Source organism: Modestobacter sp. I12A-02662 (assembly GCF_041028325.1).
Classification (GTDB): domain Bacteria; phylum Actinomycetota; class Actinomycetes; order Mycobacteriales; family Geodermatophilaceae; genus Modestobacter.
In genome coordinates, this window is the sequence record NZ_JABGDE010000011.1 from 63658 (window position 1) to 88178 (window position 24521).

The following is a 24521-nucleotide window of genomic DNA, read 5'->3' on the forward strand; positions in this document are numbered from 1 at the left end:
GAGCCCCGCGGTCGGGTGACCGCGGGGCTCCGTGCGTCGACCTCAGCTCAGCGCCGACCCGGCCGTGGGCGTCCCGGTGACCACGATGCAGGCGACGGACGTGACCCGGGTCCAGGCCAGCGGGTCCGGGTGGATCTGGCCGAACGAGTAGGCCGGGTCGGCCAGCACCTCCGGACGGACCACCGCCGGGATCTCGCCCGCGCAGTCCGCAGCGGCCCGCGTCTCGACGACCTCCGTGTAGTCCTGGCCCGCGTAGCCGAGCTTCGCGACGACCTGGGCGGTGTGCGGATCCGTGCACGGCACCGCCTCGACGGAGTCGATCCGGGCGTCGGAGCCGTCGGCAGGCAGCGGTGCCGCGTTGTAGCAGTCGCCGGCCTGCAGGTCCAGCGGCGACAACGCCGTCGGCTCGGGGACCTCGATCCCCGGCATGCGTGGCGAGGAGGAACCGTCGCCGCCGACGGCGTACCCGACGATCGCGACCGCCACCACGGCCAGCAGCAGCAGGAGGCGCCGCCGCCCCCGCCGAGGACCCGGTGCCGGCGCGCCGCCGGCCGGCGGCGGCGGGCCGGCGGGGCCCGTCGGGTACGGCCCGGTCCAGGCCTGCGGAGCGGGGTGGACCTCGGCCGGCCGGGCAACGGCGGGGTCGACCGCCGGTGCCGACCGGGTCATGGGGACGCTGGTCCTGTCGGTCATCGCCGGTCTCCTCCATCGATGCGGGCCATGGGATCGCCTTCCCTGGCGTGGCTCCCGGGTCCTGCTGACCCGCGGATCGCCTGCCCGGAACGCTCGACGGTCGAGGGCCCCGTCACCAGCCACCCTGGGTGGCGCAGGACGCCCACCTGGGCGGCGACGGTCGCCACCTTTGGCGGAAGAGGCGGAGGTCGCGGTCCGGCGCTCAGCCGGCCGTCCCCGGCTCGGAGGGTGACGGCCGCCCGCAGGACGGTGCGGCGGGCGGCGTCGGTGGCGCTGCGCACACCGCCTCATCGACGACTCCGGGAGGGCGGCGGCCCGGTCCGTGTCCGGCGGGTCGGGGCAGGGTCGGGTGGGTGCCCCTCCCGCTCGGGTCCGGACCGCTCCTGCCTGCGCCGGCGGTCGCGCAGCGGTGCGGGCCACAGCGCCTGGATGCCGGCGTCCAGGTGCGCCCCCAGGACGATCGCGAAGGCGATGACGAAGGTGGCCCACAGGAACGCGATGGGGCGGCCGGGGCGCCGTAGCTGGAGCCGGTCGCGGTCAGCCAGCCGAGGTGCAGCCGCAGGCCGGAGGCGCCGGCGAGGAGCGACGGCGTGAGACCCGACCCGGCCCGACGTGGGCCCCGGCATGGATGATCCCTCCATGGCAGAGCGCCCCGGACCTGGTGGTCCGACCGAGCCCGCCCCGACCGTCGCGGAGCCGGTCGGCGCCGGGCAGGTCGCGGCGCTGATGGACGCGCTGATCAGCGGGCGGGAGTTCCCGTCCGCACTGGTGGACCGCATCGCCGGTCACGGCTCCGCCGCCGACGCCGCCGACCTCCGGCGGCGGGTCGCCGAGGCCCGGACCACCATCGACCGTTGGCGACGGCGGGACCAGCAGCTGTCCGCGCTGTTCTCCAGCGCGCGCGAGCTCGCCGAGCTCCGGGACGTCGACCCGCTGCTGGACCGGCTGGTCGAGCGGGCGCACGACCTCGTCGGCAGCGACCTGATGTACCTCTCGGAGTTCGACGCGGAGACCGGTGACCTCCACGTGCGGTCCACCCTCGGCGCGGTCACGGAGGCCTTCCGTCACCTGCGCGTGCCGGCCGGCACGGGTCTGGCCAGCAAGGTCGTCCAGGCCCGGGCGCCCCGCTGGCAGACCGACTACTTCGTCGACGCGGATGTCCGCCACGACCCGGGCATCGACGCCGCCGTGGCCGGCGAGGGCCTCGTCTCCCTGCTGGGCATCCCCATGCTGGCCGGTGACGAGGTCCTCGGAGTGCTCTTCGCCGCCTACCGGAGCGGCCACAGCTTCACCACCGACGAGATCGCCTTGCTGTCCGCGTTCGCCGATCACGCCGCAGTGGTCCTGCAGACGGCGGAACTGTTCGCGATCGCCCACCGGTCGACCAGGGAGGCCGAGAAGGCACTCGCCGAGTCGGCCCACCACGTCGCCGCCATGGAGCGCGCCGGCCTGGTCCACGAGGAGCTGACCAGCGTCGTCCTCGGCGGGGGGGACGCGGGTGGGATCGCCGCGACGCTGAGCCGCGCACTGCGCCGCTCCGTGGTCATCACCGATCGTTCGGCAGCAGCCGTCGCCGCCACCGATGCCCACGGCACGCAGGTGGCCCCGGCCTTCCGCGTCAGCGCCGTGATCACGGAGGCGCTCGACGAGAGCCGGCGGTCGGGGCACTTCGTCGAGCTGCCCGAGAGCGAGGAGCACCACGGGCTGACCGCCGCGGTGGCCGGTCGTTCCCTGCTGGGCGCCATCGGCGTCGGCCGCAGCAGCGACCCCTTCGGCCCGGTGGAGAAGCGCATCGTGGAGCGGGCCGGCCTGATCCTGGCCCTGCAGACCCTCCAGCAGGACGCCTTCGTCCGAGCCGAGGAGCGCGTCCGTGGGGAGCTGCTCGCCGACCTGCTCGACCCGGCCCGGGCCGCCGACCCCGACGTGCGCCAGCGGGCCCGGGCCCGACGCGTCGACCTCCAGGAGCTCCGGGTCCCGATCGCCGTCCACGTGCCCGACGACGTGCGCGACGCCGCCCTCCGGGTGGTCCAGGACCCCGCCCTGGCGTCGCTGTCGGGAGAGCGCGGGCAGCTGGTGGCGGTGCTGAGCAGCAGCGAGGACGGCGCGGCGGCAGGTGAGCTGATCGCCCGGCGGCTGGCGGCCGTCACCGCCCGGCAACCGCTGGTCATCGTGGGGCGGTCCGGTCCGGCGGACCGGCTCGCGCACCGCTGGGCCCAGGTGCAGGCGTGTGCCCGGCTGCTCGAACGTCTGGACGTGCGCCACGGCCTGGTCAGCGTGGACGCCTACGCCCCGTACCTGGCCGTCTTCGGGAACGGGGACGACGACGTGCAGGCCTACATCCGCCACCTGATCGGACCCGTTCTGGACTGGGACGCCCAGCGGGGCACCGACCTGCTGCGCACCGTGGCCGCCTACCTCGACTGCCAGAGCAGTCCGGCGGCCACCGCCCGCAGCCTCGGCGTCCACGTCAACACCGTGCTCCAGCGGCTCGCGCGGCTGGACGAGCTCCTCGGTGGTCGATGGCGCTCACCCGAGGTCCTGTTCCGGCTGTCCATCGCCGTCCGGCTGCACCTCGTGGCCCGCTCCGCGGCCACCACCGGTGGACGGAACGTCCACTGACGGAGCCCGGAGAGCAGACCGTCCGCCCATAGTGGCCTGCACCACTTCTCCCTAGCGTGGCTGGGGCGTCCGCAGACGCCCACACGCCGCCGGGTCCCCGCGGCGGGCAAGGAGGAGCACGTGACCAGCACCAGCAGGCTCAGCGGCCTACGGGACCTCCCGGTCGCCGACCGCCGCCGACGCATCCAGGACAGCACCGGTGTCGGTCCCGAGGCGCTCGCCGCACTGGACCCCGCGCACGGCCTTCAGGTCGAGCAGGCCGACCACCTCATCGAGAACGTCATCGGCGTGATGGGCATCCCGGTCGGTCTGGCCACCAACTTCACGATCAACGGACGCGACGTCCTGATCCCGATGGCGACCGAGGAGGCCTCCGTCGTGGCCGCGGCCAGCAATGCCGCCCGCATCGCCCGTGTCCTCGGCGGATTCCACACCTCCAGCACCGAGCCGCTCATGCAGGCCCAGATCCAGGTGCTCGACGTCGTCGACCCGGAGGGCGGCCGCGCCCGTCTGCTCGAGAGCCGTCAGGAGATCATCGACCTGGCCAACGAGCAGGACCCGATCCTGGTGCGCTTCGGCGGTGGCGTCCGCGACCTCCTCGTGCGGCTCGTGCCCTCGCCGGTGCAGACCTACGTCGTCGCCCACCTGGTCGTCGACGTCCGCGACGCCATGGGCGCCAACGCGGTCAACACGATGGCCGAGGCCGTGGCGACCCGGGTCGGGGAGATCGCCGGTGGCCGTCCGCTGCTGCGCATCCTGACGAACAAGGCCGACCGCCGGATCACCCGTGCCCGCGCCGTCTTCGACGCCGAGAGCCTGGGCGGCCCCCAGGTCGTCGACGACCTGGTGCACGCCGGCGCGCTGGCCCAGGCGGACCCCTACCGGGCGGCGACCCACAACAAGGGGATCATGAACGGGATCAGCGCCGTCGTGCTGGCCACCGGCAACGACACCCGTGCGGTCGAGGCCGGAGCGCACTCGCACGCGATCGGGCCCGACGGCCGGTACACGTCGCTGTCCCGCTTCGAGAAGGACGCCGACGGCAACCTCGTCGGGTTCCTCGAGCTCCCCATGCCCGTCGGCCTGGTCGGCGGCGCCACCAAGGCCCACCCCGTCGCCCGGTCCGCGCTCGCCATCCTCGGCGTCGGCACCGCCCAGGAGCTGGCCGACGTCGTCGTGGCCACCGGCCTGGCGCAGAACCTCGCCGCCATGCGTGCGCTGGCCACCGAGGGCATCCAGCGGGGTCACATGTCCCTGCACGCCCGCAACATCGCCGTCACCGCCGGCGCGACGGGCGACGAGGTGCCGCAGGTCGTGGCCCGCCTCATCAGTGACAAGGCCATCCGCGCCGAGCACGCCCAGCAGGTGCTCGCCGAGCTCCGCAGTGCCCGCTGACCGCACCCGCGGCCCGGCGTCACCTCGTTCTCAAGGGAGAGACATGACTCTGCACGTGGGCATCGACGTCGGTGGCACCTTCACCGACGCGGTCGCCATCCTCGACGGCCGCGCCGTGCGCGGGAAGGCGTTCTCCACCAAGGACGTCACCACCGGCATCCTCGGCGCCCTCGGCGTCCTCCAGGAGCGCCTGGACCTCACCGAGGCGGACTTCTTCGCCGCGGTCGACCGGCTGGTCCTGGGCAACACCATCGTGACCAACGCCGTCGACGAGCAGAAGTACGCACCTGTCGGGCTGCTCGTCACCCAGGGCTTCCGGGACACCCTGCGGATCGCGCGCTCGGCGCGGACGTCCGAGCGGAACCCGCACCTGATGGCGCCGGCACCGGAGATCGTGGACCGCCGCCGGATCATCGAGGTCCACGAGCGCGTCGACGCGCACGGCGAGGTCCTCGTCGCCCTCACCGAGGACGCTGTCCGCGAGGCCGTGGACGCAGCCATCGCGGTCGGCGCCGAGTCCATCGCCGTGTGCCTGCTGTGGTCCTTCCGCAACCCGGCGCACGAGCGCGCCATCGCCGAGCACCTCGCGGCGCACCACCCCGACGTGCCCTACACGCTGTCGAGCGACCTGACCCCGGTGTACCGCGAGTACGAGCGGATGGTCACCACCGCCCTGGACGCCGGCGTAAAGCCCCTGGTCGCCCGGCACTTCGAGCACCTCGCGCAGGAGCTGGCCGCCCGCGGCCTGCGGCAGCGGGTGCAGATCATGCAGGTCCACGGCGGGTTCCTGTCCGTCGAGGAGACCAACAAGGCGCCGATCGCGATGTTCAACTCCGGGCCGGTGGGTGGCGTCACCGGCGCACGCCTGCTCGGCACCCAGCTGGGCCGGCGCAGCATCCTGACCGCCGACATGGGCGGCACCAGCATGGACGCCGCCGCCATCATCAACGACGATTTCCGGCTGCTGCCCCGTGCCGAGGTGGGTGGCCTGCCCACCAGCCTCACCGCCGTGGACATCGAGACCATCGGCGCCGGCGGGGGGAGCCTGGCCTGGGTCGACGGCCGCGGCCTGATGCGGGTCGGCCCGCACTCGGCCGGCAGCACCCCCGGCCCGGCCTGCTACGGCAACGGGGGCACCCGGCCGGCCGTCACCGACGCCGCCCTCGTCCTGGGGCTGATCAACGCCGACTACTACCTGGGCGGGACGGTGCCGCTGTACCTGGACAAGGCGCGTGAGGCGATGCGCACCGAGGTCGGCGAGCCGCTGGGGCTGACCGAGGAGGAGGCCGCGGCCGGCGTCTACCGCCTGACCGCGTCGCAGATGGCCAACGCGCTGCGCAAGGTGACCGTCAACCGGGGCCACGACCCGCGCGAGTTCACCCTCGTCGGGTTCGGTGGCGCCTGTGGGCTCTTCGCCGCCGCCATCGCCGCGGAGACCGGGGTCAGCGAGATCGTGCTGCCCCGCAACGCCGCGGTCTTCTCCGCCTTCGGCCTCATGCACGCCGACTCGGTCTTCTCCGCCGTCCAGACCTCGCCGTGGACCTTCGACCGGCCGGCCGCCGACCTCGAGGAGTCCTTCGAGTCCCTGGAGCAGCGTGCCCGGGCCTGGTTCGAGTCCGAGGGCATCCCGGTCGACCGGCGCGAGCTGTTCCGCGAGGCGGACATGAAGTTCGCCGGCCAGATCTTCGAGGTCACCACCCGCCTGACCGGGGAGCGGTTCGAGGAGGCGGACAAGGAGGAGCTCCGGCGGCGGTTCATCGCCGACTACGAGGCGGAGTTCGGATCGGGCACCGCCTGGACCGAGGCCGAGATCCTGCTGATCAACAGCCGGGTGCGCGCCATCGGCCGCACCGACGCCCAGCGCATCACCGATGACGTCGACACCGAGGAGCACCAGCTGCTCAGCCGGGAGATCGTCGACCCGGCCACCAGCCGCCCGGTGACGGTGGACGTCCACCGCGGCTTCCGGGCCACGGGCAAGGCGGACGGGCCCTGCCTGCTCGAGGAGCCCGACACCACCATCTACGTCCCCGCCGGGGCGAGCGTGGAGGTCGTCGACGGCGGCCACTTCCTCATCCGCCTCAGCAACGCCTGACCGAGCTCACAGGAGAGATCGTGACCGCGACCGACATCCCCACCAGCTACGACCCGATCACCCTCGAAGTCGTCCGGATGCGCCTGGACTCCATCGTCGAGGAGATGGGCATCGCGATGATCCGGTCCTCGGGATCGCCCGTCATCACCGAGGCCGGAGACCTCAACACGGCGCTGTTCGACCCCACCGGCCGCATCTGGGCCTTCTCCGACTACGTGCAGTTCCACATCGGCTCGGGCAGCGTGGCCGTGCAGAACCTGATCAAGGTCATCGAGGGCGAGGAGCTGCACCCGGGGGACGCCTTCATCAGCAACGACCCGCACACCGCCGGGGCCAGCCACCCGCCGGACACCAACGTCATCTCGCCGATCTTCGCGGGGGACGAGCTCATCGGCTGGGCGCAGTCGCAGGCCCACCTCGTCGACGTCGGCGGCATGACCCCCGGCGGGTTCGCCCCCAGCGCGGTCGACTGCTACTCGGAGGCCCTGCGGCTGCCGCCCGGGGTCAAGATCTACGACCGGGGCAGGCCGGTGGAGTCCGTGCGCCGGCTGCTGCTGAACAACGTCCGCGTCCCGGTCCTCTACTGGAACGACGTCCGCAGCCTGGTGGCCAGCAACAACACCGGCATCCGGCGACTGCTCGCCACCGTGGAGGAGTTCGGCCTCGAGGAGTTCCGCGAGTACACCCGGCTCAGCTTCCAGCTCGCCGAGCAGGTCGTCCGGGACCGCATCCGCCGCCTCCCCGATGGCGTCTACACCGACGACGAGTGGACCGAGCACAACGGCCACGACGACGAGCTGTACCGGGTGCACTGCACCATGACCAAGCGCGATGACCAGATCACCCTGAACTTCCGCGGCTCCAGCCCGCAGACCGGTGGCTTCATCAACTGCAGCTACGGGGCGCTGGTCGGCAGCGTCGCCACGTCGGTTGTCCCGATCATCGCCTGGGACGTGCCGTTCAACGAGGGCGTGATGACCGCCTTCGAGGTGCTCGTCGACGACGACTCCATCGTCAACCCGTCCCCGCCGGCGCCGATCAGCAACGGGCACCTGACCACCGGGGCACGCGTCAGCCGGCTGGTCACCAAGCTGTTCAACCAGGCGTGCGCGGTGAGCACCGACCCCGAGATGCGCCAGCGCAGCCAGGGCGTCTGGGGGGACAGCTGGACCGGGGGCATCTCCGCCGGCACCACCGACGGCGGCGACTACTTCGTGCTGTTCAACATGGACGGCGGGGGCATCGGTGCCGGCGCGCAGATCGAGGGCGACGGCATGGACTGCGCGGGCATGATGACGCAGGTCAACAACGCGCTGCCCGACGTCGAGATGAACGAGATGCTCTACCCGGTGCTGTACCTGTGGAAGAAGCTCAACCTCGACAGCCCGGGTCACGGTGCCTTCCGTGGTGGCCTCGGCCTGGACTTCGCCTGGACCCTGCACCACGCCCAGACCGTCACCCAGACCGTCTTCGCCCCGAGCGCCCAGGTCCCGCCCGACGGGTTCGGCGGTGGCCTGCCCGCCGGTGGGAGCGGGCACGAGGTCTGGCGGGACACCGACGTCGCCGCCCTCATGGCCGGCGGTTCCCTCCCCACCCCCGACAACGTCACGGTGGCCGGCCGGGAACTGCTGGCCATCAACCAGTCCGGGGTCTCGGTCGACCGGGGGGACGTGTTCCACGAGTGGATCGCCGGGGGCGGTGGCTACGGTGACCCGCTGCTGCGGGACCCCGCCCGGGTGCACCAGGACGTCCTCGACGACTACGTCACCGCCACCGCCGCCGAGGACGTGTACGGGGTCGTCCTCGCCGACGGTGCCGTCGACGCCGCCGGCACCGAGCAGCTGCGCGACCGGCTGCGCTCCGAGCGGCTGGGCGGCACCGCCCCGACCGCCCGGATCCGCCCCGAGGCCATCGGCACCTCGGCCTCGGCTCCCCAGCGGGACGGCGACGGCTGGGTCTGCCCCGCCAGCGGCTCGACGTTCAGCACCGCCGAGGACTGGCGGACCGATGCGGTGCTGCGCGTCACCACCGCCTCGGAGCGGCTGGGCGAGCTCGGCGTCCGCATCCGGCCGCGGACCGCCGGTCCCGACGTGCTGCTCGAGGAGTACTACAGCCCCACCTGCGGGACGCTCCTCGAGGCGCGCGTCCGCGTCGCCGGGCAGCAGAGCCCGGCCGCCTGACGAGGGTGGGTCGCGGGCACCCCGGCGGTTGCCCGCGACCCACCGCGACGCCCCGCGGTCGGGCGCCTCCGGCCGACCGCCCGCACCCGACCGATCGGAGACCCATGACAGGCACCATCGACGACGTGACGGCCCTGTTCGAAGCCCCCGCCGGACGCGGCGCGCTGGCCGGCGTCGTCGTCCTCGACATCACCCGCGTCGTCGCCGGGCCCTTCTGCTCCCAGATCCTCGCCGACCTGGGAGCCACCGTCATCAAGATCGAGAACCCTGCGGAGCCCGACTACGCCCGCGGTTTCCCGCCCTTCCTCGGCGGCGACGAGACCACCGGCTTCAGTGCCTTCTTCGGGCAGTTCAACCGCAACAAGCTCGGCCTGACGCTGGACCTGTCCGCCGAGCGCGGCAAGGAGCTGCTGCGCACCCTGGTCGGGAAGGCCCACGTCCTCGTGGAGAACTTCCGCCCCGGGACGATGGACAAGCTCGGGGTCGGCTGGAACGAGCTGAAGGAGGTGAACCCCGCACTCGTCTACACCGCCCTCTCCGGCTTCGGCCAGACCGGTCCGCACCGGCGTCGCCCCGCCTACGACAACTCCGCGCAGGCCACCGGCGGGCTGTGGTCGATGAACGGCTACCCCGACCGGCCCCCCATCCGCGTGGGCACGATCATCGGTGACCTCGCGGCCACCATGTACGGCGTCATCGGCACGCTCGCCGCCCTCCGGCACGCCGAGGCCACCGGCCAGGGGCAGCTCGTCGACGTGTCCCAGCAGGACTCGGTCCTGAGCCTGACCGAGAACGCGGTCGTGTCCTACACCGTCGAGGGCAAGGTCCCCACGCCGCTGGGCAACGAGCACCCCTTCGTCAAGCCCTACGAGCTGTACGAGTGCAAGGACGGGTTCGTCTTCTTCGGCGGGTACACGGACAAGTTCTGGCGTCTGACGTGCGAGATGTTCGGTCAGCCGGAGGTGGCGGACGACCCGGCGGCCGACACCATGGCCAAGCGGTTCACCCCGGAGGTCTACGAGGCCAAGGTGAAGCCCCAGCTGCTGGAGTGGTTCTCCAGCCGGACGAAGGCGGAACTGGAGGAGCTCGCCGGCGACGTGGTGCCCCTGTCGGCGATCAAGACCATCGACGAGGTGGTGAACGACCCGCACATCGCGGCCCGCGACATGGTCGTCGACGTCGAGTACCCCGACTTCGGTGTGCTGCGGATGTTCGGTCAGCCGATCAAGCTGGGCGTCACCCCCGCCCGCCCCCGCGGGCTGGCGCCCCAGGTGGGCGAGCACACCGACGTGCTGCTGCGCGCACTGGCCGACCTCGACGACGAGGCGATCGCGGGGCTGCGCGCTGACCAGGTGATCTAAGGATGACGATCACCGTCGAGCACCACGGCCAGGTCGCCGTCATCACCATCGACCGCGCGGAGAAGCTCAACGCCCTGACGTTGGCCATGTACGACGAGCTGGCCGCCGCCTTCGACGAGGTGCACGCCAGCCCCGCCGTCGCCGCGGCGGTGCTCACCGGGCGCGGTGACCGGGCGTTCTGCGTCGGGGCGGACCTGACCGAGTCCATCCCGGCGCTGGCCGAGGGGCGCTTCGACATCTCCCGGTGGGACGGCGCCCACCAGAAGCACGGCGAGCAGCGCAAGCCCGTCATCGCCGCGGTCAACGGTCTGTGCCTGGGCGGCGGGTTCGAGATCATGCTGTCCACCGACCTGCGGATCGCGAGCTCCGCCGCCCAGTTCGGCCTCCCGGAGGTCGGCATCGGCGTGGTGCCGGCCGGAGGCACCCTCGTTCGCCTCACCCGGCAGATCCCGTACGCCTGGGCCATGCAGCTGATGCTCACGGGCGACCGGATCACCGCCGAGGAGGGCCTGCGGTGGGGGCTGCTCAACCAGGTGGTCGCACCCGACGCCGTGCTCGACACCGCCATGGCCCTCGCCCAGCGGTTGGCCCGCAACAGCGGAACCGCGATGGCCGTGGTGAAGGAGGCCGTCCAGCACCTCTCCGACCTGCCCGCGGACCAGGCCTTCCGGTACGAGGCGCTGCTGGGTCAGAAGGCGTTCACCTCGGCCGACGCGGAGGAGGGGCTCGCGGCGTTCTACGAGCGACGACGACCGGAGTTCCCCTCGCGCACCGGCACGGGCGGACGATGACCGGCGGTCACAGGTGGGCGCGCGGATCGACCGCCGGTGGCAGTTCGCCCGGCACGATCCGCCGTCCGGTGACCTGGTGGGGGATCAGCCGCACCCAGTGCCCGGAGTCCCCGGGGGCCCACGGCTGCACACCGGTGGCGTGCGTGCGACGAGGTCCGCCCGGTGCTCCGCACCGACCTCCTCGGCCAGTCCTCGCGCCAGGACGCTCCACCCGCTGCGCGTCCGCCGGTCGATCTCGTCGACCTCGAAGGTGACCCTGGCGTGCTGCGCCGCCGCGAGCCTGGTCCCGGCGCGGGTGCGGATGACGATCGTCGTGCCGTCCATCGCCAAGTTGACCGGGACGATCAGCGGGTACTCCTCGGCGTTCACGCCGAGCCGTCCGATCTCCTGCGTGGTCAGCAGTCGGTAGCACTCGTCGGTGGGGATCTCGTCCAGCCACCCCTCGGCGGCGTCGGTCATGGTGCCATCCTGTCGCCGCCGTCCAGGTGGTGCGACCGGTGCGGCCGGCGACCGATCCGGGGACGACCGGCCCGCCGTCACCTCCGGGTTGCCGACTCCCGGCAACGCCGGAGGGCAGCACCTGACCGGTGAGGGCCCCTCGTGCGACCGTGCGGGCCGGGGCAGGCTGGCGACGTCGGGAGGTGGACGATGCCCAGTCACGACGAACAGCGCGCCTGGGACGAGATCCGGGCCAACTGTGCGGAGGAGGCCGGGGAGCCCGCTCCTCCGGGCCACGGCCCGGTGGTCCGGCCGCCGCGCACCCCCAGGCCGGTGCACCTCACCGCCACGGTCGTCGTCAGCGGGTGCATCGCGGCTCTCCTGGTCGTCCTCGGCGCCCCGGTCGTCGGCGCGGCCGTCGCCGTCGCCGCCCTCCCGCGGTGGCTGCTGTGGCACTGCTGGTCCTCGCTGGACGACGTCGTCGTGCCGCCCGCGCCTCCGGCCGTCCGGGACGCCGCCCATGACGGGCAGGAGCACGCGTCGTCGGGGGAGTCCCGCTGGACCACCCCGCGGACGGCGTGACGGCCGGCCTGCCCAGGGCCCGTTGAGCGAGCACACCGGCCGGGCGGCGTCAGGGCCGGCCCGCCGGCCGGCGCGTGGTCCCGTCCGTGCGGCCGTTCCACCAGGTGCCCGCCGAGGCCTGTCCGCCCAACTGCGGCCAGGTGTGCCACAGCGCCCAGCCCAGCACGGTGGCGGCGCCGATGGCCAGACCGGCGACCGGTGCCCCGAGGAGGACCAGCACGAACCGCTGGACGTCGTCCCAGACCCGCTGTTCCCGTCTGCTGAGCACTGCCCACCTCCCTGGCTGTGTCCCACCCTCTCGTCGGGGCGGGAGGGTGGGACCACGGGTGCACGCGGCCACATGGGGCATGCTGTCGTCGCCCATCGTCGGCGATGCGACGGGAGGGGACATGACCCGCAGCACCGGAGGCGTGCCGGCCGGCCGGCCGGCGGCGGCCTCCGACGACTGGCTGGCCTCGGTCGGCGCCTCGGCGGCGGCCGCTGTCAAGGCGCCAGCGGAACTGCTCGGCGAGTACCTGCCGCTGCTGGCCGACGCCGCCATCAACGGCCGCCGCCCCGACTCGTTCGAGCTGGACGCCGTCCGCGAGCTCGGACGTCGCGCCGCGGCGCAGGGCGTCGGCGCGCGCCGCGCCGTGGACCTGTACCTGTCCGCGGCGTGGCGGCTGTGGCGGCAGCTGCCCGTGGTCGTGCGCTCGTCCGATCCGGAGAAGGTGCGCCGGTCCGCGGAGGCGGTGCTGCGGGTGCTCGACGACGCCGTCGGCGTGCTGGTCGACGGCCACCAGTCCGAGCGGCGGGAGATGATCCGCCGGGAGGAGTCGCTGCGGGCGGAGTTCGTCGACGACCTGCTCCGCGGGGACGCCGACGTCTCCCGGCTGGTGGAGCGCGCCGAGCCGTTCGGCATCGACCTGGGCAAGCCCCACCACGTCGCGCTGGTCGCACCGCGCGACGGGACCGGCGCGGTCGACCGTGCGGCGATCGCGCTGGAGCGCGCGGTGGTCGACAGGTTCGGCGACCGCGAGGTGCTGGTGGCCACCAAGGACGGCCGCGTGGTCATCGTGGTCCCGGGCGGAGGCGCCCCGGCCTTCGCCCTGCCGAGGGGCGTCGACGTGAGTGAGGCGCTGCAGCAGGAACTGCACCGGCGGGAGATCGCCGGCCGCTGGCGCCTGGCGGCCGGGCGCGCCTTCCCCGGCGCCTACGGGGTCGCCCGTTCCTACGAGGAGGCTCTCGAGGCCCTGACCCTCGCCGACCGGCTCGGCTTCGACACCGACGTCGTCCACGCCCGCGACCTGCTCGTCTACCGGGTGCTGGGCCGCGACCAGGCAGCCATCGTCGACCTGGTCCGCGACGTGCTCGCGCCGTTGGAGCAGGTGCGCGGCGGAGCGGAGGTGCTGCTGGAGACCCTGCGGGCGTACTTCGACGCCGGTGAGGTCGCGACCGAGGCCGCCCGCCGCCTGCACGTGTCGGTCCGCACGGTCACCTACCGCCTGGCCCGGGTCGCCCAGCTCACCGGGTACAGCGTCGCCCAGCCCGACCAGCGGTTCGCGCTGCAGACGGCCGTGCTCGGCGCGCGGCTGCTGGAGTGGCCCGCGGTGCCGCTGCCTGCCGAGCCCTGACCGACCCGGGCGCCCCGGGGACCGGCCGGAGAGGACCGGGTGCGCTGCGCGGCTCCGTCAGCCGGTGCGGGCCGTGCCGGCTCCCCGGGAGTCGCGGCTCCCGCCGACGCCGCCGGCGCTCGCAGCGTTCCGGCGGAGCTGGGCGCGCACCCGGGCCTCGGTGGTGCTGGCCAGTCCGCGGCGCACCCCGGCGCGCAGCAGCTCGACGCGGCAGCGGGCCACCGCGCGGATGACCGCCCCGGCCGACAGGACGGGGTGGAACTCGCGGACGAGGTGCTCGGTGCGGACGAGGAGCGCCTTGCGCTCCGCGACGACGATCGCGGCGTGACCCACGGCGGTCAGCCCTGGCCCGTCGGGCGGGCCGTGGATCGCCGTGGGACGTCGTCCCGTCCGCCGTCCGCGGCCAGCCCGGCGAGGTGCCACAGCGTGACCAGACCGAACAGCCGCCCGTTCCGGTCCACCACGGCCACCGCGTCGACCCGGTCGCGCAGCATGGTCCGGGCCACCGTCGCCAGGTCCTCGTCGCTGCGCACCTGGGACCGTGCGCGGCCGCGCAGCAGGGTGCGCACCGGCGTGCGGTGTGCGCCCATCGGCCCGGGCGGCCATTCCAGCGCGATCGTGCGCTCGTCGAGCACCCCGACCAGGTGCTGGTGGTCATCGACCACGACCAGGTGCTGGGTGCCCTTCCCGTGCAGCCGGTCCCAGGCCGTCCACAGCGAGGCGCTCTCGTGCGCCGTCGCCGGGAAGCGGGTCACCACGTCGCCCGCGGTCCTCGCGCGGCGATCGGGTCCCTGGGCAGGGACCAGCGTCCCGCGCACCGCTTCCCTCTCCTCCGGCACACCCAACTGCGCTCGGGACATGGCCGCTCGGCCGAGCTGGACCAACGAGCTCATTGCTGCTTCCTCTCCGCCGACATCCGACCCGTTCATGCCGGAGTGTCGCGTGGCCGGCGAGGTCCTCTCGACGGCCGCCACCGGAGGAGTGGCTCCCCGGCCCATTGCCGGTTCCCGGCAACCGAGCTGGCCTGCGTCGGGCGCTCGCTGCGTATGTGCGACGGTCAGGAAGCAGGTGCGGGCGGGCATCTTGCCGGGCGCCGGAAGCCAGGGTCGGCCCGACTCGACCGGGCGGAGCCATGGGCCGAACGGCCTCCCGGCAGCACCCTGGAGACGTACCCCCCGACGAAAGGAGTGATCGACGTGAACCCGTCCGGCGTTCTCGAGCTGGAATCCGTTCCTCTCCTGGAGATGGACCTCCCGGTCGCTCCGACCGCCGTCGTCCCGTCCTGGACGGCCACCGGCGCCGGGCAGCGGCATGGGGCGGTCGACATGGTCGACGAGTGGGGCCTGCAGTCCTTCCCCGCCAGCGATCCGCCGTCGAACTGGTGAACCACGTCCGGACGGAGCTGCGGGGGCTGGCGGGAGGCGACGTGACCGAGTTGATGTCGGGCGATCTGCTGCGCCTGGGGCAGGAGGCAGGGGGTCCGCGGTTGTCGTTCCTCCTCCCGCTGTCGCCCGGGTCGCCGCGATCGACGAAGACCCGGGTCCGCGCAGGGGACCTGCTCGCCGGGGCCGGCCGGGCGCTGCACGCCGACGGCCTGCCGAGCGCGGAGGTGGCCGACCTGACGGGTCGGGTCCACCAGGCAGTGGAACGCACCCGACCGCTGAGCGAGAAGCACCTCGGGCTGGCGGTGTTCGCCGACACGGATTCCGTGCGCGCCTACCACTCCCCGTACGCCGGCCGGAGCTGGCCGTGGTCGGCGACCGGTTCACCATCTCGCCACTGCTGCCGACGATCAACGTCCACGGTCCCTACTTCCTGCTGGCGCTGACGCAGGACGACATCCGGTTGTTCAGGGGCACGGCGTTGGCGCTGGAGCGGGTGGACGTGGCGGGGCTGGAGCTGGCGGCGTGGACCACCATGCCGCGGCCCCGTGCCCCACGGCTGCCCGCCTCGCTGGCCGACCGAGGTGGCCCCGGCAGCCGGGCCATCTTCGCCGGTGCCGGGCGGGGCTCCGACGAGCGGAAGGCCCGGGTGCGGCAGCACTTCCACGGCACCGACCGAGCCCTGCGCGGAGTGCTCACGGAGCACGTCCAGGCGCCGCTCGTCCTGGCGGGCGCGCGGCACCTGCAGGCCCTGTACCGCGCCGTCAACACGTACCGCCCCTGCTCGATCACGGCATCGACGGCGACCCGGCGCAGCTCGACCGTGCAGCGCTGCACCGGCACGCGCGGGCACTGATCGAGCCGGAGACGCGACGCGGCGCGTCCGCCGCCGTCCAGCGCTACCGCGACCTCCGAGGCACCGGCCGCACCTGGGGCGACGTGGAGCACTGCCTCCGGGCCGCCCGCAACGGGCAGGTCGAGACGCTCCTGGTCAACGAGTCCGCCTGCACCTGGAAGTCCTCTGGCACGGGTCGACCGGTCCTGAGGCTGGGCTCCGTGCCGGCGGTGGGGGAACAGCTGGAGTCCGCCGTCGTCACCACGCTGAGCCGGCACGGCGAGGTGTTCGTCGTCCCGGACGGCCAGACGCCCGAGCCGTCCGCCGCGGTGGCCATCGCGAGGACCTGACCTCGCAGCCCCTGCGGCCACCGCCCTGCACCCCGTTCCGAGAAGGGATCCACGCCCCGGGGGGAGCGGCCGGGCGCCACCGGCTGACGCCCGCCCCGACGGCGCGTCACCGACCCAGGACGTCAGCTCCGTCCGGGCCGCCGTCGTCCCCGGGCCGCGTCCCCGGGGCCGGTGGGTCCAGCCGCTCCAGGCGCTGACGGATCGCCGCGACGTTGAGCGACAGGTCCTCGAGCGCCTCGACGGCGCGCGTGGCGAGCGCGAACGTGAGGTTCTCGCGCTGCTGCTCGGGGGTGGGCTCACGGGTGCCCTGGCCGATGCCGGCGCGCTCGCGGGAGGAGCGGGTCGCCTCCGCCCACGGTCCGGCGTCGTCGTCGTTCCGCGACTCGCCGAACAGCTCGCGCAGCATCCGCTGCGCCAGTTCGAGGAACTCGCCCGGGTCGGGCCGGTTGGTCGCCATCGTTCCGCCTCAGCTCGTGTCGGCAGGTCGCGCGGACGGGGTGGGGCTGTCCGCGACGCCCGCCACCAACGTACGACCGACCAGCCGTTCTCAGCAGCCGGGAACGCGCGCGGCGGAGATGATCGCGTCGGCGCTGCGCTGGGCGTCAGCCGGCGTGGTGTGCCGACCTGCTCGATCGGCGGTCCGGCGGCGCGACGTACGTCGAGGAGCGACACCGGTCCTCGCTCGGAGTCGGCAGACGGGGGAGGGCGGCCGACCTAGCGTCGGGCGACGGTGCCCGTCCGGGCGTCCAGTCCCGAGCAGCCAGGAGGAACCGGTGCGATGTCCCGTACGAGTCTGACCACGGTCGTGCTCGTCGTCCTCGTGTGGACGGCGATGATGTCCTTCGGTGGCGTGGCCGCGGAGACGGTGATGCTCTACCCGAACATCTTCGGCGACCCACCGGCGTCCCTGGAGCGGGCCCGCGAGTTCCTCGTCGCGGGCGGTCCCAGCGACTACTTCCCCCCGTTGGGCGCCACGGTCGTGCTCACCAGCCTGGTCGCCACGGTGCTGGCCTGGCGGGAGCCACGACTGCGGTGGTGGGTCGCCGCCGCGACGGCGGTCTTCGTCGCCTGCGAGTTCCTGTTCTCGGTGGCGTTCTTCTGGCCGCGCAACGAGATCATGTTCGTCGACCCGGTCGGCACCCACGCACCGGAGCACCTGCGGCAGGTCGCCGGGGAGTTCGTCGCCGGGCACCGGGTGCGCCTCGTCGGCGGCGCGGTGACCGCCGCGCTGGCGTTCACGGCGCTGCTGCGCTGGGTCCGCGCCACCGCCGCGGGCCCGGCCGAGCGGGTAGGGGCCGGCCGGGGAGGGGAGCGATGAGCACCGGGACGACGGCGGACGACGACGCGCCCCGCGCCCGCGCCGTGCGTGCGCTCGCCGCCCATGCCCCCGGCTGCTCCGGCGGAGACCTCCGGGAGCTCGGCGGCGGGCTCGACCACCGCGCCTTCCTGGCGGGGGAGCTGGTCGTGCGGGTCGCCGACCCCGGAGCCCGTGCCGAGGTGACCCGCGAGGCCGAGCTGCTGCGGCTGGTCGCCGCGCACGTGTCCGTCCCCGTCCCCGTGCCCCGCTTCGCCGACCCGGTCCACGGCGTGCTCGGCTACCCGCTGGTCCCGGGGCGGCCGCTGCTCGGACGGGCGGCACCCGCGGGCGCCGCTGCCCGGCTGGGACGGGTCCTCCGCGAGCTGCACGGCATCCCCCGGGCGGAGGTCGGCGACCGTGCCCCGGTCGATCCCGCCGAGCCCGACGACTGGCTCGCCGACCTCCCCGGCCCCGCGCCGCTGCTGCGGGTCCTGCGCGCCACCCGGCCCCGCCCGGCCCGGGAGCTGGTGCTGGCGCACGCGGACCTGGGTGCGGAGCACCTGCTCGAGTCGGACGGCGAGCTGACCGGGATCATCGACTGGGCCGACGCGGCCGTCACCGACCCGGCGCTGGACCTCGCCCGGCCGTACCGGGACTTCGGCCCCGCCTTCCTCGACGACGTGCTGCTCGCCCACGGCTCCGACACCCCCGAGCTGCGGCAGCGCGTCACGTTCTTCGCTCGGTGCGCCGCGCTGGAGGACCTGGCCTACGGACGGGGGAGCGGCCGGGAGGCCTACCGCCGGGCCGCCGAGCGCAGCTTCGCCTGGCTGTTCCCCGGCGCGGCGGAGCCGACGGCATGACCGCGGCCCCGCCCGACCGCCATCCCCGGACCCTGCACCTGCCGACCGGCGAGACCATCACGATCCGCGCCTCCGGCCGGGACGACGGCGGTGAGCTGTTCGAGGCGGAGGCGCTGCTGCCGCCCGGGTTCTCCGGCCCGCCGCGGCACCGGCACCGCGGGCAGACCGAGACGTTCACCGTGGTGGAGGGACGGCTGCGCGTCGTCCGGGGCCGGGAGACCGGCGTCCTGCCGGCCGGGGAGTCGGTGACGGTCCCTCCGTCGGTGGTGCACGCCTTCGCCAACCCCTTCGACGAGCCGGCGCGGATCCGCGTGCGCGAGATCCCCGCCGGCCCGCTCGAGGAGCAGTTCCGCGCGCTCGCCGGGAGCGGCCGGATCCCACCTCTCGGCCTGCTCGCCGCGATCAACGTGCGCCACGGCCTGCCCTTCGCCGTGCACGGCGTGCCCGACGTCGTGCAGGAGCCGGTGTGGCGGCTGCTCGCCTGGGCGCACGCCCGCGGCCGCCACCGGCGACGGTGAGGGATGCCCGCAGGCCGTCGCAGTTCCTACGCTGACCTCGTGCCCGGTCCCAGGGACGTGCCCGCGAGCAGCGGCGCGGTGGACCCGCGCCTGGCCGACGGACTGCTCGCGGCGACGCAGGCCCTCGCCGTGGCACTGGTCATCGCCGCAGACCTGGAGGGGACCGGCCGGGCCACCCTCGGCGCCCACCTCTTCGCCGTGGGCTTCGGTGCGCTGGTGCTGGCCGGGCGGCGCGCCCCGCGGCTGGTCCTGGTGCTGACGGTCCTGGGCGTCTTCGCCTACTACGCCCTGGGCTTCCCGCCGATCGGCATCGCGCTGCCCGCGGTCGCCGCCCTCTACCGGGCGGCCGACACGGGTGCCCTGCGCTGGGCGGTCGGGGCGGGGACGGTGCTGGTCGCGGTGGCCGCGTGGGCCCGGCTGGACGACGGCCTGCCGACCGCGTACCTGGTCAGCTACGAGCTGCTCACGAACGTGGCGCTCGTCGCGGCGGCGATCGCGCTCGGCGTGAGCGTCCGCGCCCGCCGGCAGATGCGCTCCTCCGAAGGCCGACTGCGGGCGCTGACGGCCGTCGAGCAGGCGCGGGACGCCGAGCGCCGGGTGCAGGCCGAGCGGGTGCGCATCGCCCAGGACCTGCACGACTCGGTCGGGCACGCCATGTCGGTGATCGCGCTGCACGGCAACGTGGCCGCCGAGGCCATCGGGCGGGACGACGAGGCCGCCCGGCGCGCGGTCGAGCAGATCGGCGCGGCCACCTCGGCGCAGCTGCGCGAGCTGCGGGCCACCGTCAAGCTCCTCCGCTCGCCGACGGGCGACGTCGAACGGGGAGCGGTGGGCATCGCCGGGCTCGGCCGTCTGGTGGACGCCGCGCGCGAGGCCGGGGTCGCGGTCGACCTGGACGTCGACGTCGCCGACCCCCGTCCGGACGGTGCGATCGAAGCGGCGGCGTACCGGATCGTGCAGGAGTCGCTGACCAACGTCATCCGGCACTCCGGGGCCACGCACGCGGCGGTCACCGTCGGCGTGCGCGGCGACCGGCTGGAGCTGGTGGTGGCCGACGACGGCCCGTCCGGCTGGTCCGCACGGCCGTCGCCGCGCGGGGGCGGTCACGGGCTGGTCGGCATGGCTGAGAGGGTGGCCGTGCTGGGCGGCCGGCTGAGCGCCGGCCGCGAGGAGGGGGCGGGGTTCGTGGTGCGGGCGGAGCTGCCGGTGAGGCTGCGCCCGTGATCCGGATCGTGCTGGTCGACGACCAGGAGCTGGTGCGCGCCGGGTTGCGGGCCCTGGCCGAGCGCGACGGCGACATCACCGTCGTGGGGGAGGCGGGCACCGGCCGGGCAGGGCTGAGCCGGGTCCGCGAGCTGCGGCCCGACGTCGTCCTCATGGACATCCGGATGCCGGAGACGGACGGCCTGCAGGCCACCCGCGACATCGTCGCCGACCCCGGACTGGACGACGTCCGGGTGCTGGTGCTCACCACCTTCGACGAGGACGAGCTGGTGTTCGAGGCCGTCCGCGCGGGGGCGGCCGGCTACCTGCTCAAGGACGTCGCACCGACCGATCTGCGCTCGGCCATCCGCGTGGTCGCCGGCGGGGAGTCGCTGCTGTCCCCGGCGGTCACCGGGACGGTGCTGCGGTCGCTGGCCGACCGGCTGCGGGCCCAGGTGGACGACGCGCCGCTGCAGGGCCTGACCGAGCGGGAGCGGGAGGTGCTCGCGCTCGTGGGGCGGGGCCGGTCCAACGAGGAGATCGCCCGGGAGCTGCTCCTCTCCCCGGCGACGGCGCGCACCTACGTCTCCCGGCTGCTCGCCAAGCTCGGCGCCCGGGACCGCGCCCGATTGGTCGTGCTGGCCTACGAGACGGGTCTCGTCGTCCCGGGGACGTGACGGCCGCGCGGCCGCCGGGTCAGGACGGCGCTGGAGCCGGTGCCGTCGCGGTGTCCGTGAGCGAACCGGCGAGCTCGGCGGCGATCTCCTCGGCCGAGCCGCGGAGGGCCTCCCAGTCGCGGAAGTCACCGAGCGGTGCGCGCATGGCGGTGACCATCGCCCGTTCCCCGATGGTCAGCAGCTGCTTGTCCAGGCGTCCCGGGAACACCCGCCTCCCCGGGCGCCGACCATGGCGGCGATGGGCCCGGCGTCGTGCGGCTCGTCCGGCGGGAACGGCGGCTCGCCGATCGGCCCGCTGCTCAGCAGCCAGACCGGCCGGCCGCGCAGCGCCGTCACCTGGTCGGCCGCGTAGTGCCGGGCCGGCTCCAGCCAGCGGCCTCCGTAGACCGCGCTGGCGAGCACGACGGCGTCGTAGCGCGCGGCGTCGGGTCGTCGGTCGATGGGCAGGGCCTCGGCGATCAGCCCGCACCGCCGCCCGGCCGCCGACTCCTGCAGCGCCCGGGCGAGGAAGGTGGCCATCTCCATCGTGGAGCCGTGCTTGCTCGCGGCGGCGACGAGGACGCGGGGTCAGGAGGCGCTCATCTGCGTACTCCGATCGGTCGGTGGGGGAGAGGTCGGTGTCGGGCCGGGTCTCCCGCTCGACCGAGGGCCCCGACAGGGCCGGACGGCCCTTCCCCGGGCCACCGGGTCCGAGGCGGAGCGCGAGTTCCGCAGGTCGCCGAGCGCCGCCAGTACCGCCCGGTGGGCGGTCTCCCGGCCGGGTGGCGGGGGACGGCGCCGGCCGGTCACACCCACGTGGTGCCTCCCCGCCCCTCGGGGGCCGGCCGGGGGGCGTCCGCCCGCGCGGGGTCGTATCGGCGCCCGGTGGGGTGCCGCCTCGGCCGGTGCCGCGAAGCCGATCCGGAGCAGCATCTGCCGGTGCTGCTCCGCGGTGGTGCCGGCGCGCTGCTGGTCGCGGGTCCGGGCGACCTCGAGGGCCTGGGTCATCGGGCCGGCCGCCCAGCCGAGCCGGGTCAGCTGCAGCGGGAGCCGTTGCAGCGCCTCCCCGGAGCGGAGCCAGGTCCCCGGGTCGTCGGTCCGGGTCGCCAGGAGCACGAAGACCGGTCGGCGCCGGTCTCGCTGTCCGTCCTCGCCCGGTCGGGCGGGGAGCTGTCCTCGGGTGCGGACGGGCTCCCGGCCGGGGTCCGCCATCGGCGGAGGTCGGCGCGGCAGGCCGGATCGCCGCTCTGCACCATGTCGGCCTCCCGGCTGAGCTGCACGACCAGGCGGCGGTGCTCTCCTAGGCCGGGAACCCGCGCCGGTTGGAGCGCCGGTGGTGGAGGACCGCCGCCAGCTGGGCGATCCCCGGCTCCGGAGCTCCGTGGAGCGGGCGCACGACCGCGGCGAGGTCGGGGCGGGCACGGTCCGGGAAGCGGTCCACCGCCGCCGCCCAGCCCGCCGCGGCCAGGGACACCCGCACGTCGAACAGGGCCGCCCCCAGGCTCTGCACGAGCTCCCGGCCCTCCGGGTCCAGCGCGGTCAGCTGGCGCGACCGGTCGGCGAGCAGCTCCAGCCGGTCCCGGTGCTGCACGATCGTCCAGGGCCGGCTGTCGTGCACCGACGGGGCGGCACGAGCCGCGTCGGCGGCGGCCTCCAGCGCCCGCACCCGCCCGTCGGGGGACAGGCCCGGCGCCTCACCCGAGGGCGAGCCGCCGGGCGTCGGCGTCGTCATCCACCGCCTCCCTCCGCGGGCACCTCGGACCCCGGAGCGCGAGGACGGCGGTGCCCGGGCGCCCTCGCCGCTCCGCCCCGGGTTGAGCCGGCCTCGGCGTGGACGTCAGCCCGCCGTCACCGGGGGGATCGGGACCACGGCGAGCGGGCAGGTGGTCCGGTGGAGCACGCCGTGGGTGGTCGACCCGAGTCTGGCCAGCCGGTTGCGCCGCCGGTGCCCGATGACCAGGAGCTCCGCGGTCAGCGCGGCCGCGACCAGCGCCCGGGCGGTCCGGTCGCGGACCACCACCTCGCGCACCGGCACGTCCGGGACCTTGTCCCGCCATCCGGCCATCGTCTCCGCCAGGACGCGCCCCTCGTCCTCGCGGACGCTGCTCCAGTCGACGAGCACGCTGAGCGACTGGTAGGGCGTCTCCAGGACGACGTCCTGCCAGGCGTGCACGGCGACCAGGTCGGTGCCACGGGCCGCGGCCTCCTCGAAGGCGAAGGAGAGGACCTCGTCGTCACCGGGCCGGCCCTCCACGCCGACGACGACGGACCGCCGCTCGCTGACCGTGGTCGAGACGTCGTCGGGGAGGACGAGGACGGGGCAGTCGGCCGTGGGGACGACTGCGCTGGCGGTGGACCCCGTCACCAGCCCGGCCACCCCACCCACGCCGCGGCTGCCGAGGACGACGAGCTGGGCACGCCCGGACGCCTCCCGCAGCACGTCCGCAGGCGCACCCTCGACCACCGACCAGCTCACCGGGGCCTCGCCGGCCGCGTCCGCCACCTCGGCGGCGACGGACCGGAGCACCTCGGACACCCGCTCGTTGATGGCGGAGAAGAGGCCGGGCTCCGGTGTCACGGTCACCGTGCCGAAGAAGGCCCTGGGCAGCGCCGAGACGAGCTCGAGGGGAGCGCCGCGGCGCCGGGCCTCCTCCGCGGCGAGGTGCGCGGCCGCACGCGCGTTCTCCGATCCGTCGACTCCCACGACGACGGGTCGGCCGGGAGCGGGGACGGTCATGGCTGTCTCCTCGTCTCTGGGTGGGTGCGCGGGGGTCTCACCGCGGGGCGTCGACGGCCGGGTCCTCGGCCGGGTCCTCGGCCGGGTCCTCGACGCGGACGTCGATCACCCCGGGAACGGTCCGGGCCAGGCTCGTGACGGCCCGCTGAAGGATGCCGGGGTCCGCGGTGGCGTCGGTGTCCAGCGGAGCCCGGCCGACCCGCCGCACGGTGGCCACCCCGTCGGCCACGGTGACCGACCAGCGGTCCGGGTCCTGGGTGTAGGACTCGACCAGTCGCAGCAGGTCCCGCCGGATGTCGTCATCGGGACGGACGAGGGTCCTCAGCAGGTCCCGCCGGCTGACGATCCCGGCCAGCCGGGCGCCGTCCACGACGGGGACGCTGCGCAGGCGCGCGTCGACGAACAGGCGCGCCACGTCGGCGATGTCGGCGGTCAGCGGCACGGTCCGCGCCGGGGACGTCATCACCCCGCGCACGAGCAGGTGCGGGGTCGTCCGCGTCTCGGACTCGCGGATCAGGTGCAGCCGGGGGTCCTGCGGCAGGCGGTCCCGGAGCACGTCGGCCTCGGCGACGATGCCGATCACGGCGCCGTCGCCGTCCACCACGGGCAGCGCCGCGAACCCGCGCTCGGCCATGACCTCGGCGGCGTACTTGGCCGGCGTGTCCGGCCCCACGGTGACCACGCTCCGGGTCATGGCGTCCCTGACCTGCACGGCTTCCCCCTCGTCGTCGTCGGTGAGGACGACGCTAGGCCGACGGCACCGGCTGGTACAGGGACCTGCGCGGGCTGCGGGCAGGGACCGAGGTCCCCGCCCGGCGCGACTCCCGACGGTCATCGTGGTCGCCGGCGCCCGGCCGACCGCGACCCGGCGCTCACGCCCACCGGTGGCCCCGGTGAGCCGGATCGGGACCTACGT

Annotated in this window: 26 protein-coding genes and 1 pseudogene; 16 read left to right on the plus strand and 11 right to left on the minus strand. The window is 74.7% G+C overall.

What is annotated here, in order from left to right:
- Positions 1-42: 42 nt before the first annotated feature.
- Positions 43-693 carry a hypothetical protein gene (locus HL189_RS16700; RefSeq protein ID WP_369134841.1) on the minus strand — a complete coding sequence of 217 codons (651 nt, stop codon included), beginning with the start codon at positions 691-693 and terminating at the stop codon, positions 43-45.
- A 639-nt stretch (positions 694-1332) separates the two neighbouring features.
- Between HL189_RS16700 and HL189_RS16705 the strand changes: the two genes are divergently transcribed.
- The 6 genes from HL189_RS16705 to HL189_RS16730 all read left to right on the plus strand — a co-directional run bounded on the left by HL189_RS16705 (position 1333) and on the right by HL189_RS16730 (position 11134).
- Positions 1333-3312: a helix-turn-helix domain-containing protein gene (locus tag HL189_RS16705; RefSeq protein WP_369134842.1), complete on the plus strand. Its 1980-nt coding sequence runs from the start codon at positions 1333-1335 to the stop codon at positions 3310-3312.
- Positions 3313-3432: 120 nt separating this feature from the next.
- Positions 3433-4707, plus strand: coding sequence for a hydroxymethylglutaryl-CoA reductase, degradative (locus tag HL189_RS16710; protein WP_369134843.1), 1275 nt, complete (start codon positions 3433-3435; stop codon positions 4705-4707).
- A 43-nt stretch (positions 4708-4750) separates the two neighbouring features.
- A complete protein-coding gene (locus tag HL189_RS16715) occupies positions 4751-6802 on the plus strand; it encodes a hydantoinase/oxoprolinase family protein (RefSeq protein ID WP_369134844.1) in 2052 nt (683 codons plus the stop codon).
- A gap of 20 nt (positions 6803-6822) precedes the next feature.
- Entirely contained in the window at positions 6823-8982 is a 2160-nt protein-coding gene (locus tag HL189_RS16720; RefSeq protein ID WP_369134845.1) for a hydantoinase B/oxoprolinase family protein, read from the plus strand.
- Positions 8983-9086: 104 nt separating this feature from the next.
- Positions 9087-10343, plus strand: coding sequence for a CaiB/BaiF CoA transferase family protein (locus HL189_RS16725; protein WP_369134846.1), 1257 nt, complete (start codon positions 9087-9089; stop codon positions 10341-10343).
- A gap of 2 nt (positions 10344-10345) precedes the next feature.
- Positions 10346-11134 carry an enoyl-CoA hydratase/isomerase family protein gene (locus HL189_RS16730; RefSeq protein WP_369134847.1) on the plus strand — a complete coding sequence of 263 codons (789 nt, stop codon included), beginning with the start codon at positions 10346-10348 and terminating at the stop codon, positions 11132-11134.
- Between the two features lie 84 nt (positions 11135-11218).
- Here the strand turns inward: HL189_RS16730 and HL189_RS16735 are convergent, their stop codons facing one another.
- Positions 11219-11593 carry a pyridoxamine 5'-phosphate oxidase family protein gene (locus HL189_RS16735; protein ID WP_369134848.1) on the minus strand — a complete coding sequence of 125 codons (375 nt, stop codon included), beginning with the start codon at positions 11591-11593 and terminating at the stop codon, positions 11219-11221.
- A 189-nt stretch (positions 11594-11782) separates the two neighbouring features.
- On the opposite strand from HL189_RS16735, the gene HL189_RS16740 reads away from it, so the two are divergent.
- Positions 11783-12154, plus strand: a complete 372-nt coding sequence (locus tag HL189_RS16740) for a hypothetical protein (protein WP_369134849.1) — start codon at positions 11783-11785, stop codon at positions 12152-12154.
- Between the two features lie 49 nt (positions 12155-12203).
- On the opposite strand, the gene HL189_RS16745 is transcribed toward HL189_RS16740, so the two are convergent.
- Positions 12204-12422: a hypothetical protein gene (locus HL189_RS16745; RefSeq protein WP_369134850.1), complete on the minus strand. Its 219-nt coding sequence runs from the start codon at positions 12420-12422 to the stop codon at positions 12204-12206.
- A gap of 121 nt (positions 12423-12543) precedes the next feature.
- On the opposite strand from HL189_RS16745, the gene HL189_RS16750 reads away from it, so the two are divergent.
- Positions 12544-13767 (plus strand): PucR family transcriptional regulator, encoded by a 1224-nt coding sequence (locus HL189_RS16750; RefSeq protein WP_369134851.1) that lies wholly within the window; start codon positions 12544-12546, stop codon positions 13765-13767.
- 57 nt (positions 13768-13824) lie between these two features.
- Here HL189_RS16750 and HL189_RS16755 read toward each other — a convergent pair whose 3' ends face one another.
- On the minus strand, positions 13825-14100 hold the full coding sequence (locus HL189_RS16755; protein ID WP_369134852.1) for a hypothetical protein: 276 nt from the start codon (positions 14098-14100) through the stop codon (positions 13825-13827).
- A gap of 5 nt (positions 14101-14105) precedes the next feature.
- Positions 14106-14525 (minus strand): HPP family protein, encoded by a 420-nt coding sequence (locus HL189_RS16760; protein ID WP_369134853.1) that lies wholly within the window; start codon positions 14523-14525, stop codon positions 14106-14108.
- A 438-nt stretch (positions 14526-14963) separates the two neighbouring features.
- Between HL189_RS16760 and HL189_RS16765 the strand changes: the two genes are divergently transcribed.
- The 3 genes from HL189_RS16765 to HL189_RS16775 all read left to right on the plus strand — a co-directional run bounded on the left by HL189_RS16765 (position 14964) and on the right by HL189_RS16775 (position 16334).
- Positions 14964-15152: a hypothetical protein gene (locus HL189_RS16765; RefSeq protein ID WP_369134854.1), complete on the plus strand. Its 189-nt coding sequence runs from the start codon at positions 14964-14966 to the stop codon at positions 15150-15152.
- 364 nt (positions 15153-15516) lie between these two features.
- On the plus strand, positions 15517-16005 hold the full coding sequence (locus HL189_RS16770) for a hypothetical protein (protein WP_369134855.1): 489 nt from the start codon (positions 15517-15519) through the stop codon (positions 16003-16005).
- 83 nt (positions 16006-16088) lie between these two features.
- Positions 16089-16334 (plus strand): hypothetical protein, encoded by a 246-nt coding sequence (locus HL189_RS16775; RefSeq protein WP_369134856.1) that lies wholly within the window; start codon positions 16089-16091, stop codon positions 16332-16334.
- Between the two features lie 106 nt (positions 16335-16440).
- Here HL189_RS16775 and HL189_RS16780 read toward each other — a convergent pair whose 3' ends face one another.
- Entirely contained in the window at positions 16441-16791 is a 351-nt protein-coding gene (locus HL189_RS16780) for a hypothetical protein (protein ID WP_369134857.1), read from the minus strand.
- A 321-nt stretch (positions 16792-17112) separates the two neighbouring features.
- Between HL189_RS16780 and HL189_RS16785 the strand changes: the two genes are divergently transcribed.
- Genes HL189_RS16785 through HL189_RS16805 form a run of 5 tightly spaced genes read left to right on the plus strand, consistent with a single transcriptional unit; the run spans position 17113 to position 20889 of the window.
- On the plus strand, positions 17113-17652 hold the full coding sequence (locus tag HL189_RS16785; RefSeq protein ID WP_369134858.1) for a hypothetical protein: 540 nt from the start codon (positions 17113-17115) through the stop codon (positions 17650-17652).
- The gene (locus HL189_RS16790) at positions 17649-18491 is read left to right on the plus strand and encodes a phosphotransferase family protein (protein WP_369134859.1); all 843 of its coding nucleotides are present in this window, start codon (positions 17649-17651) and stop codon (positions 18489-18491) included. Before HL189_RS16785 ends, HL189_RS16790 begins: the two co-directional genes overlap by 4 nt.
- Positions 18488-19009, plus strand: coding sequence for a cupin domain-containing protein (locus HL189_RS16795; RefSeq protein WP_369134860.1), 522 nt, complete (start codon positions 18488-18490; stop codon positions 19007-19009). Before HL189_RS16790 ends, HL189_RS16795 begins: the two co-directional genes overlap by 4 nt.
- A 39-nt stretch (positions 19010-19048) precedes the next feature.
- Positions 19049-20233, plus strand: a complete 1185-nt coding sequence (locus tag HL189_RS16800) for a sensor histidine kinase (protein WP_369134861.1) — start codon at positions 19049-19051, stop codon at positions 20231-20233.
- Entirely contained in the window at positions 20230-20889 is a 660-nt protein-coding gene (locus tag HL189_RS16805) for a response regulator (protein WP_369134862.1), read from the plus strand. The genes HL189_RS16800 and HL189_RS16805 overlap by 4 nt, the downstream gene beginning before the upstream one ends.
- A gap of 19 nt (positions 20890-20908) precedes the next feature.
- Here HL189_RS16805 and HL189_RS16810 read toward each other — a convergent pair whose 3' ends face one another.
- The 5 genes and pseudogenes from HL189_RS16810 to HL189_RS16830 all read right to left on the minus strand — a co-directional run bounded on the left by HL189_RS16810 (position 20909) and on the right by HL189_RS16830 (position 24317).
- Positions 20909-21097 carry a hypothetical protein gene (locus HL189_RS16810; RefSeq protein ID WP_369134863.1) on the minus strand — a complete coding sequence of 63 codons (189 nt, stop codon included), beginning with the start codon at positions 21095-21097 and terminating at the stop codon, positions 20909-20911.
- Positions 21064-21435, minus strand: a pseudogene (locus HL189_RS16815) (flavodoxin domain-containing protein); the annotation flags it as partial. The pseudogene HL189_RS16815 and the gene HL189_RS16810, both read right to left, overlap by 34 nt.
- 733 nt (positions 21436-22168) lie before the next feature.
- Positions 22169-22600, minus strand: a complete 432-nt coding sequence (locus tag HL189_RS16820; protein ID WP_369134864.1) for a hypothetical protein — start codon at positions 22598-22600, stop codon at positions 22169-22171.
- A gap of 105 nt (positions 22601-22705) precedes the next feature.
- Complete coding sequence (locus HL189_RS16825) at positions 22706-23605, minus strand: universal stress protein (RefSeq protein ID WP_369134865.1); 900 nt, start codon at positions 23603-23605, stop codon at positions 22706-22708.
- Between the two features lie 37 nt (positions 23606-23642).
- Positions 23643-24317, minus strand: coding sequence for an HPP family protein (locus HL189_RS16830; RefSeq protein WP_369134866.1), 675 nt, complete (start codon positions 24315-24317; stop codon positions 23643-23645).
- Positions 24318-24521: the final 204 nt, after the last annotated feature.

Bases quoted from the DNA above. Each gene is read 5' to 3' on its own strand.
- HL189_RS16730 (WP_369134847.1), top strand. From the start codon at position 10,346: ATGACGATCACCGTCGAGCACCACGGCCAGGTCGCCGTCATCACCATC.
- HL189_RS16740 (WP_369134849.1), top strand. From the start codon at position 11,783: ATGCCCAGTCACGACGAACAGCGCGCCTGGGACGAGATCCGGGCCAAC.
- HL189_RS16725 (WP_369134846.1), top strand. From the start codon at position 9,087: ATGACAGGCACCATCGACGACGTGACGGCCCTGTTCGAAGCCCCCGCC.
- HL189_RS16825 (WP_369134865.1), bottom strand. From the start codon at position 23,605: ATGACCGTCCCCGCTCCCGGCCGACCCGTCGTCGTGGGAGTCGACGGA.
- HL189_RS16750 (WP_369134851.1), top strand. From the start codon at position 12,544: ATGACCCGCAGCACCGGAGGCGTGCCGGCCGGCCGGCCGGCGGCGGCC.
- HL189_RS16795 (WP_369134860.1), top strand. From the start codon at position 18,488: ATGACCGCGGCCCCGCCCGACCGCCATCCCCGGACCCTGCACCTGCCG.
- HL189_RS16705 (WP_369134842.1), top strand. From the start codon at position 1,333: ATGGCAGAGCGCCCCGGACCTGGTGGTCCGACCGAGCCCGCCCCGACC.
- HL189_RS16820 (WP_369134864.1), bottom strand. From the start codon at position 22,600: ATGACGACGCCGACGCCCGGCGGCTCGCCCTCGGGTGAGGCGCCGGGC.
- HL189_RS16700 (WP_369134841.1), bottom strand. From the start codon at position 693: ATGACCGACAGGACCAGCGTCCCCATGACCCGGTCGGCACCGGCGGTC.
- HL189_RS16735 (WP_369134848.1), bottom strand. From the start codon at position 11,593: ATGACCGACGCCGCCGAGGGGTGGCTGGACGAGATCCCCACCGACGAG.
- HL189_RS16780 (WP_369134857.1), bottom strand. From the start codon at position 16,791: ATGGCGACCAACCGGCCCGACCCGGGCGAGTTCCTCGAACTGGCGCAG.
- HL189_RS16790 (WP_369134859.1), top strand. From the start codon at position 17,649: ATGAGCACCGGGACGACGGCGGACGACGACGCGCCCCGCGCCCGCGCC.
- HL189_RS16715 (WP_369134844.1), top strand. From the start codon at position 4,751: ATGACTCTGCACGTGGGCATCGACGTCGGTGGCACCTTCACCGACGCG.
- HL189_RS16785 (WP_369134858.1), top strand. From the start codon at position 17,113: ATGTCCCGTACGAGTCTGACCACGGTCGTGCTCGTCGTCCTCGTGTGG.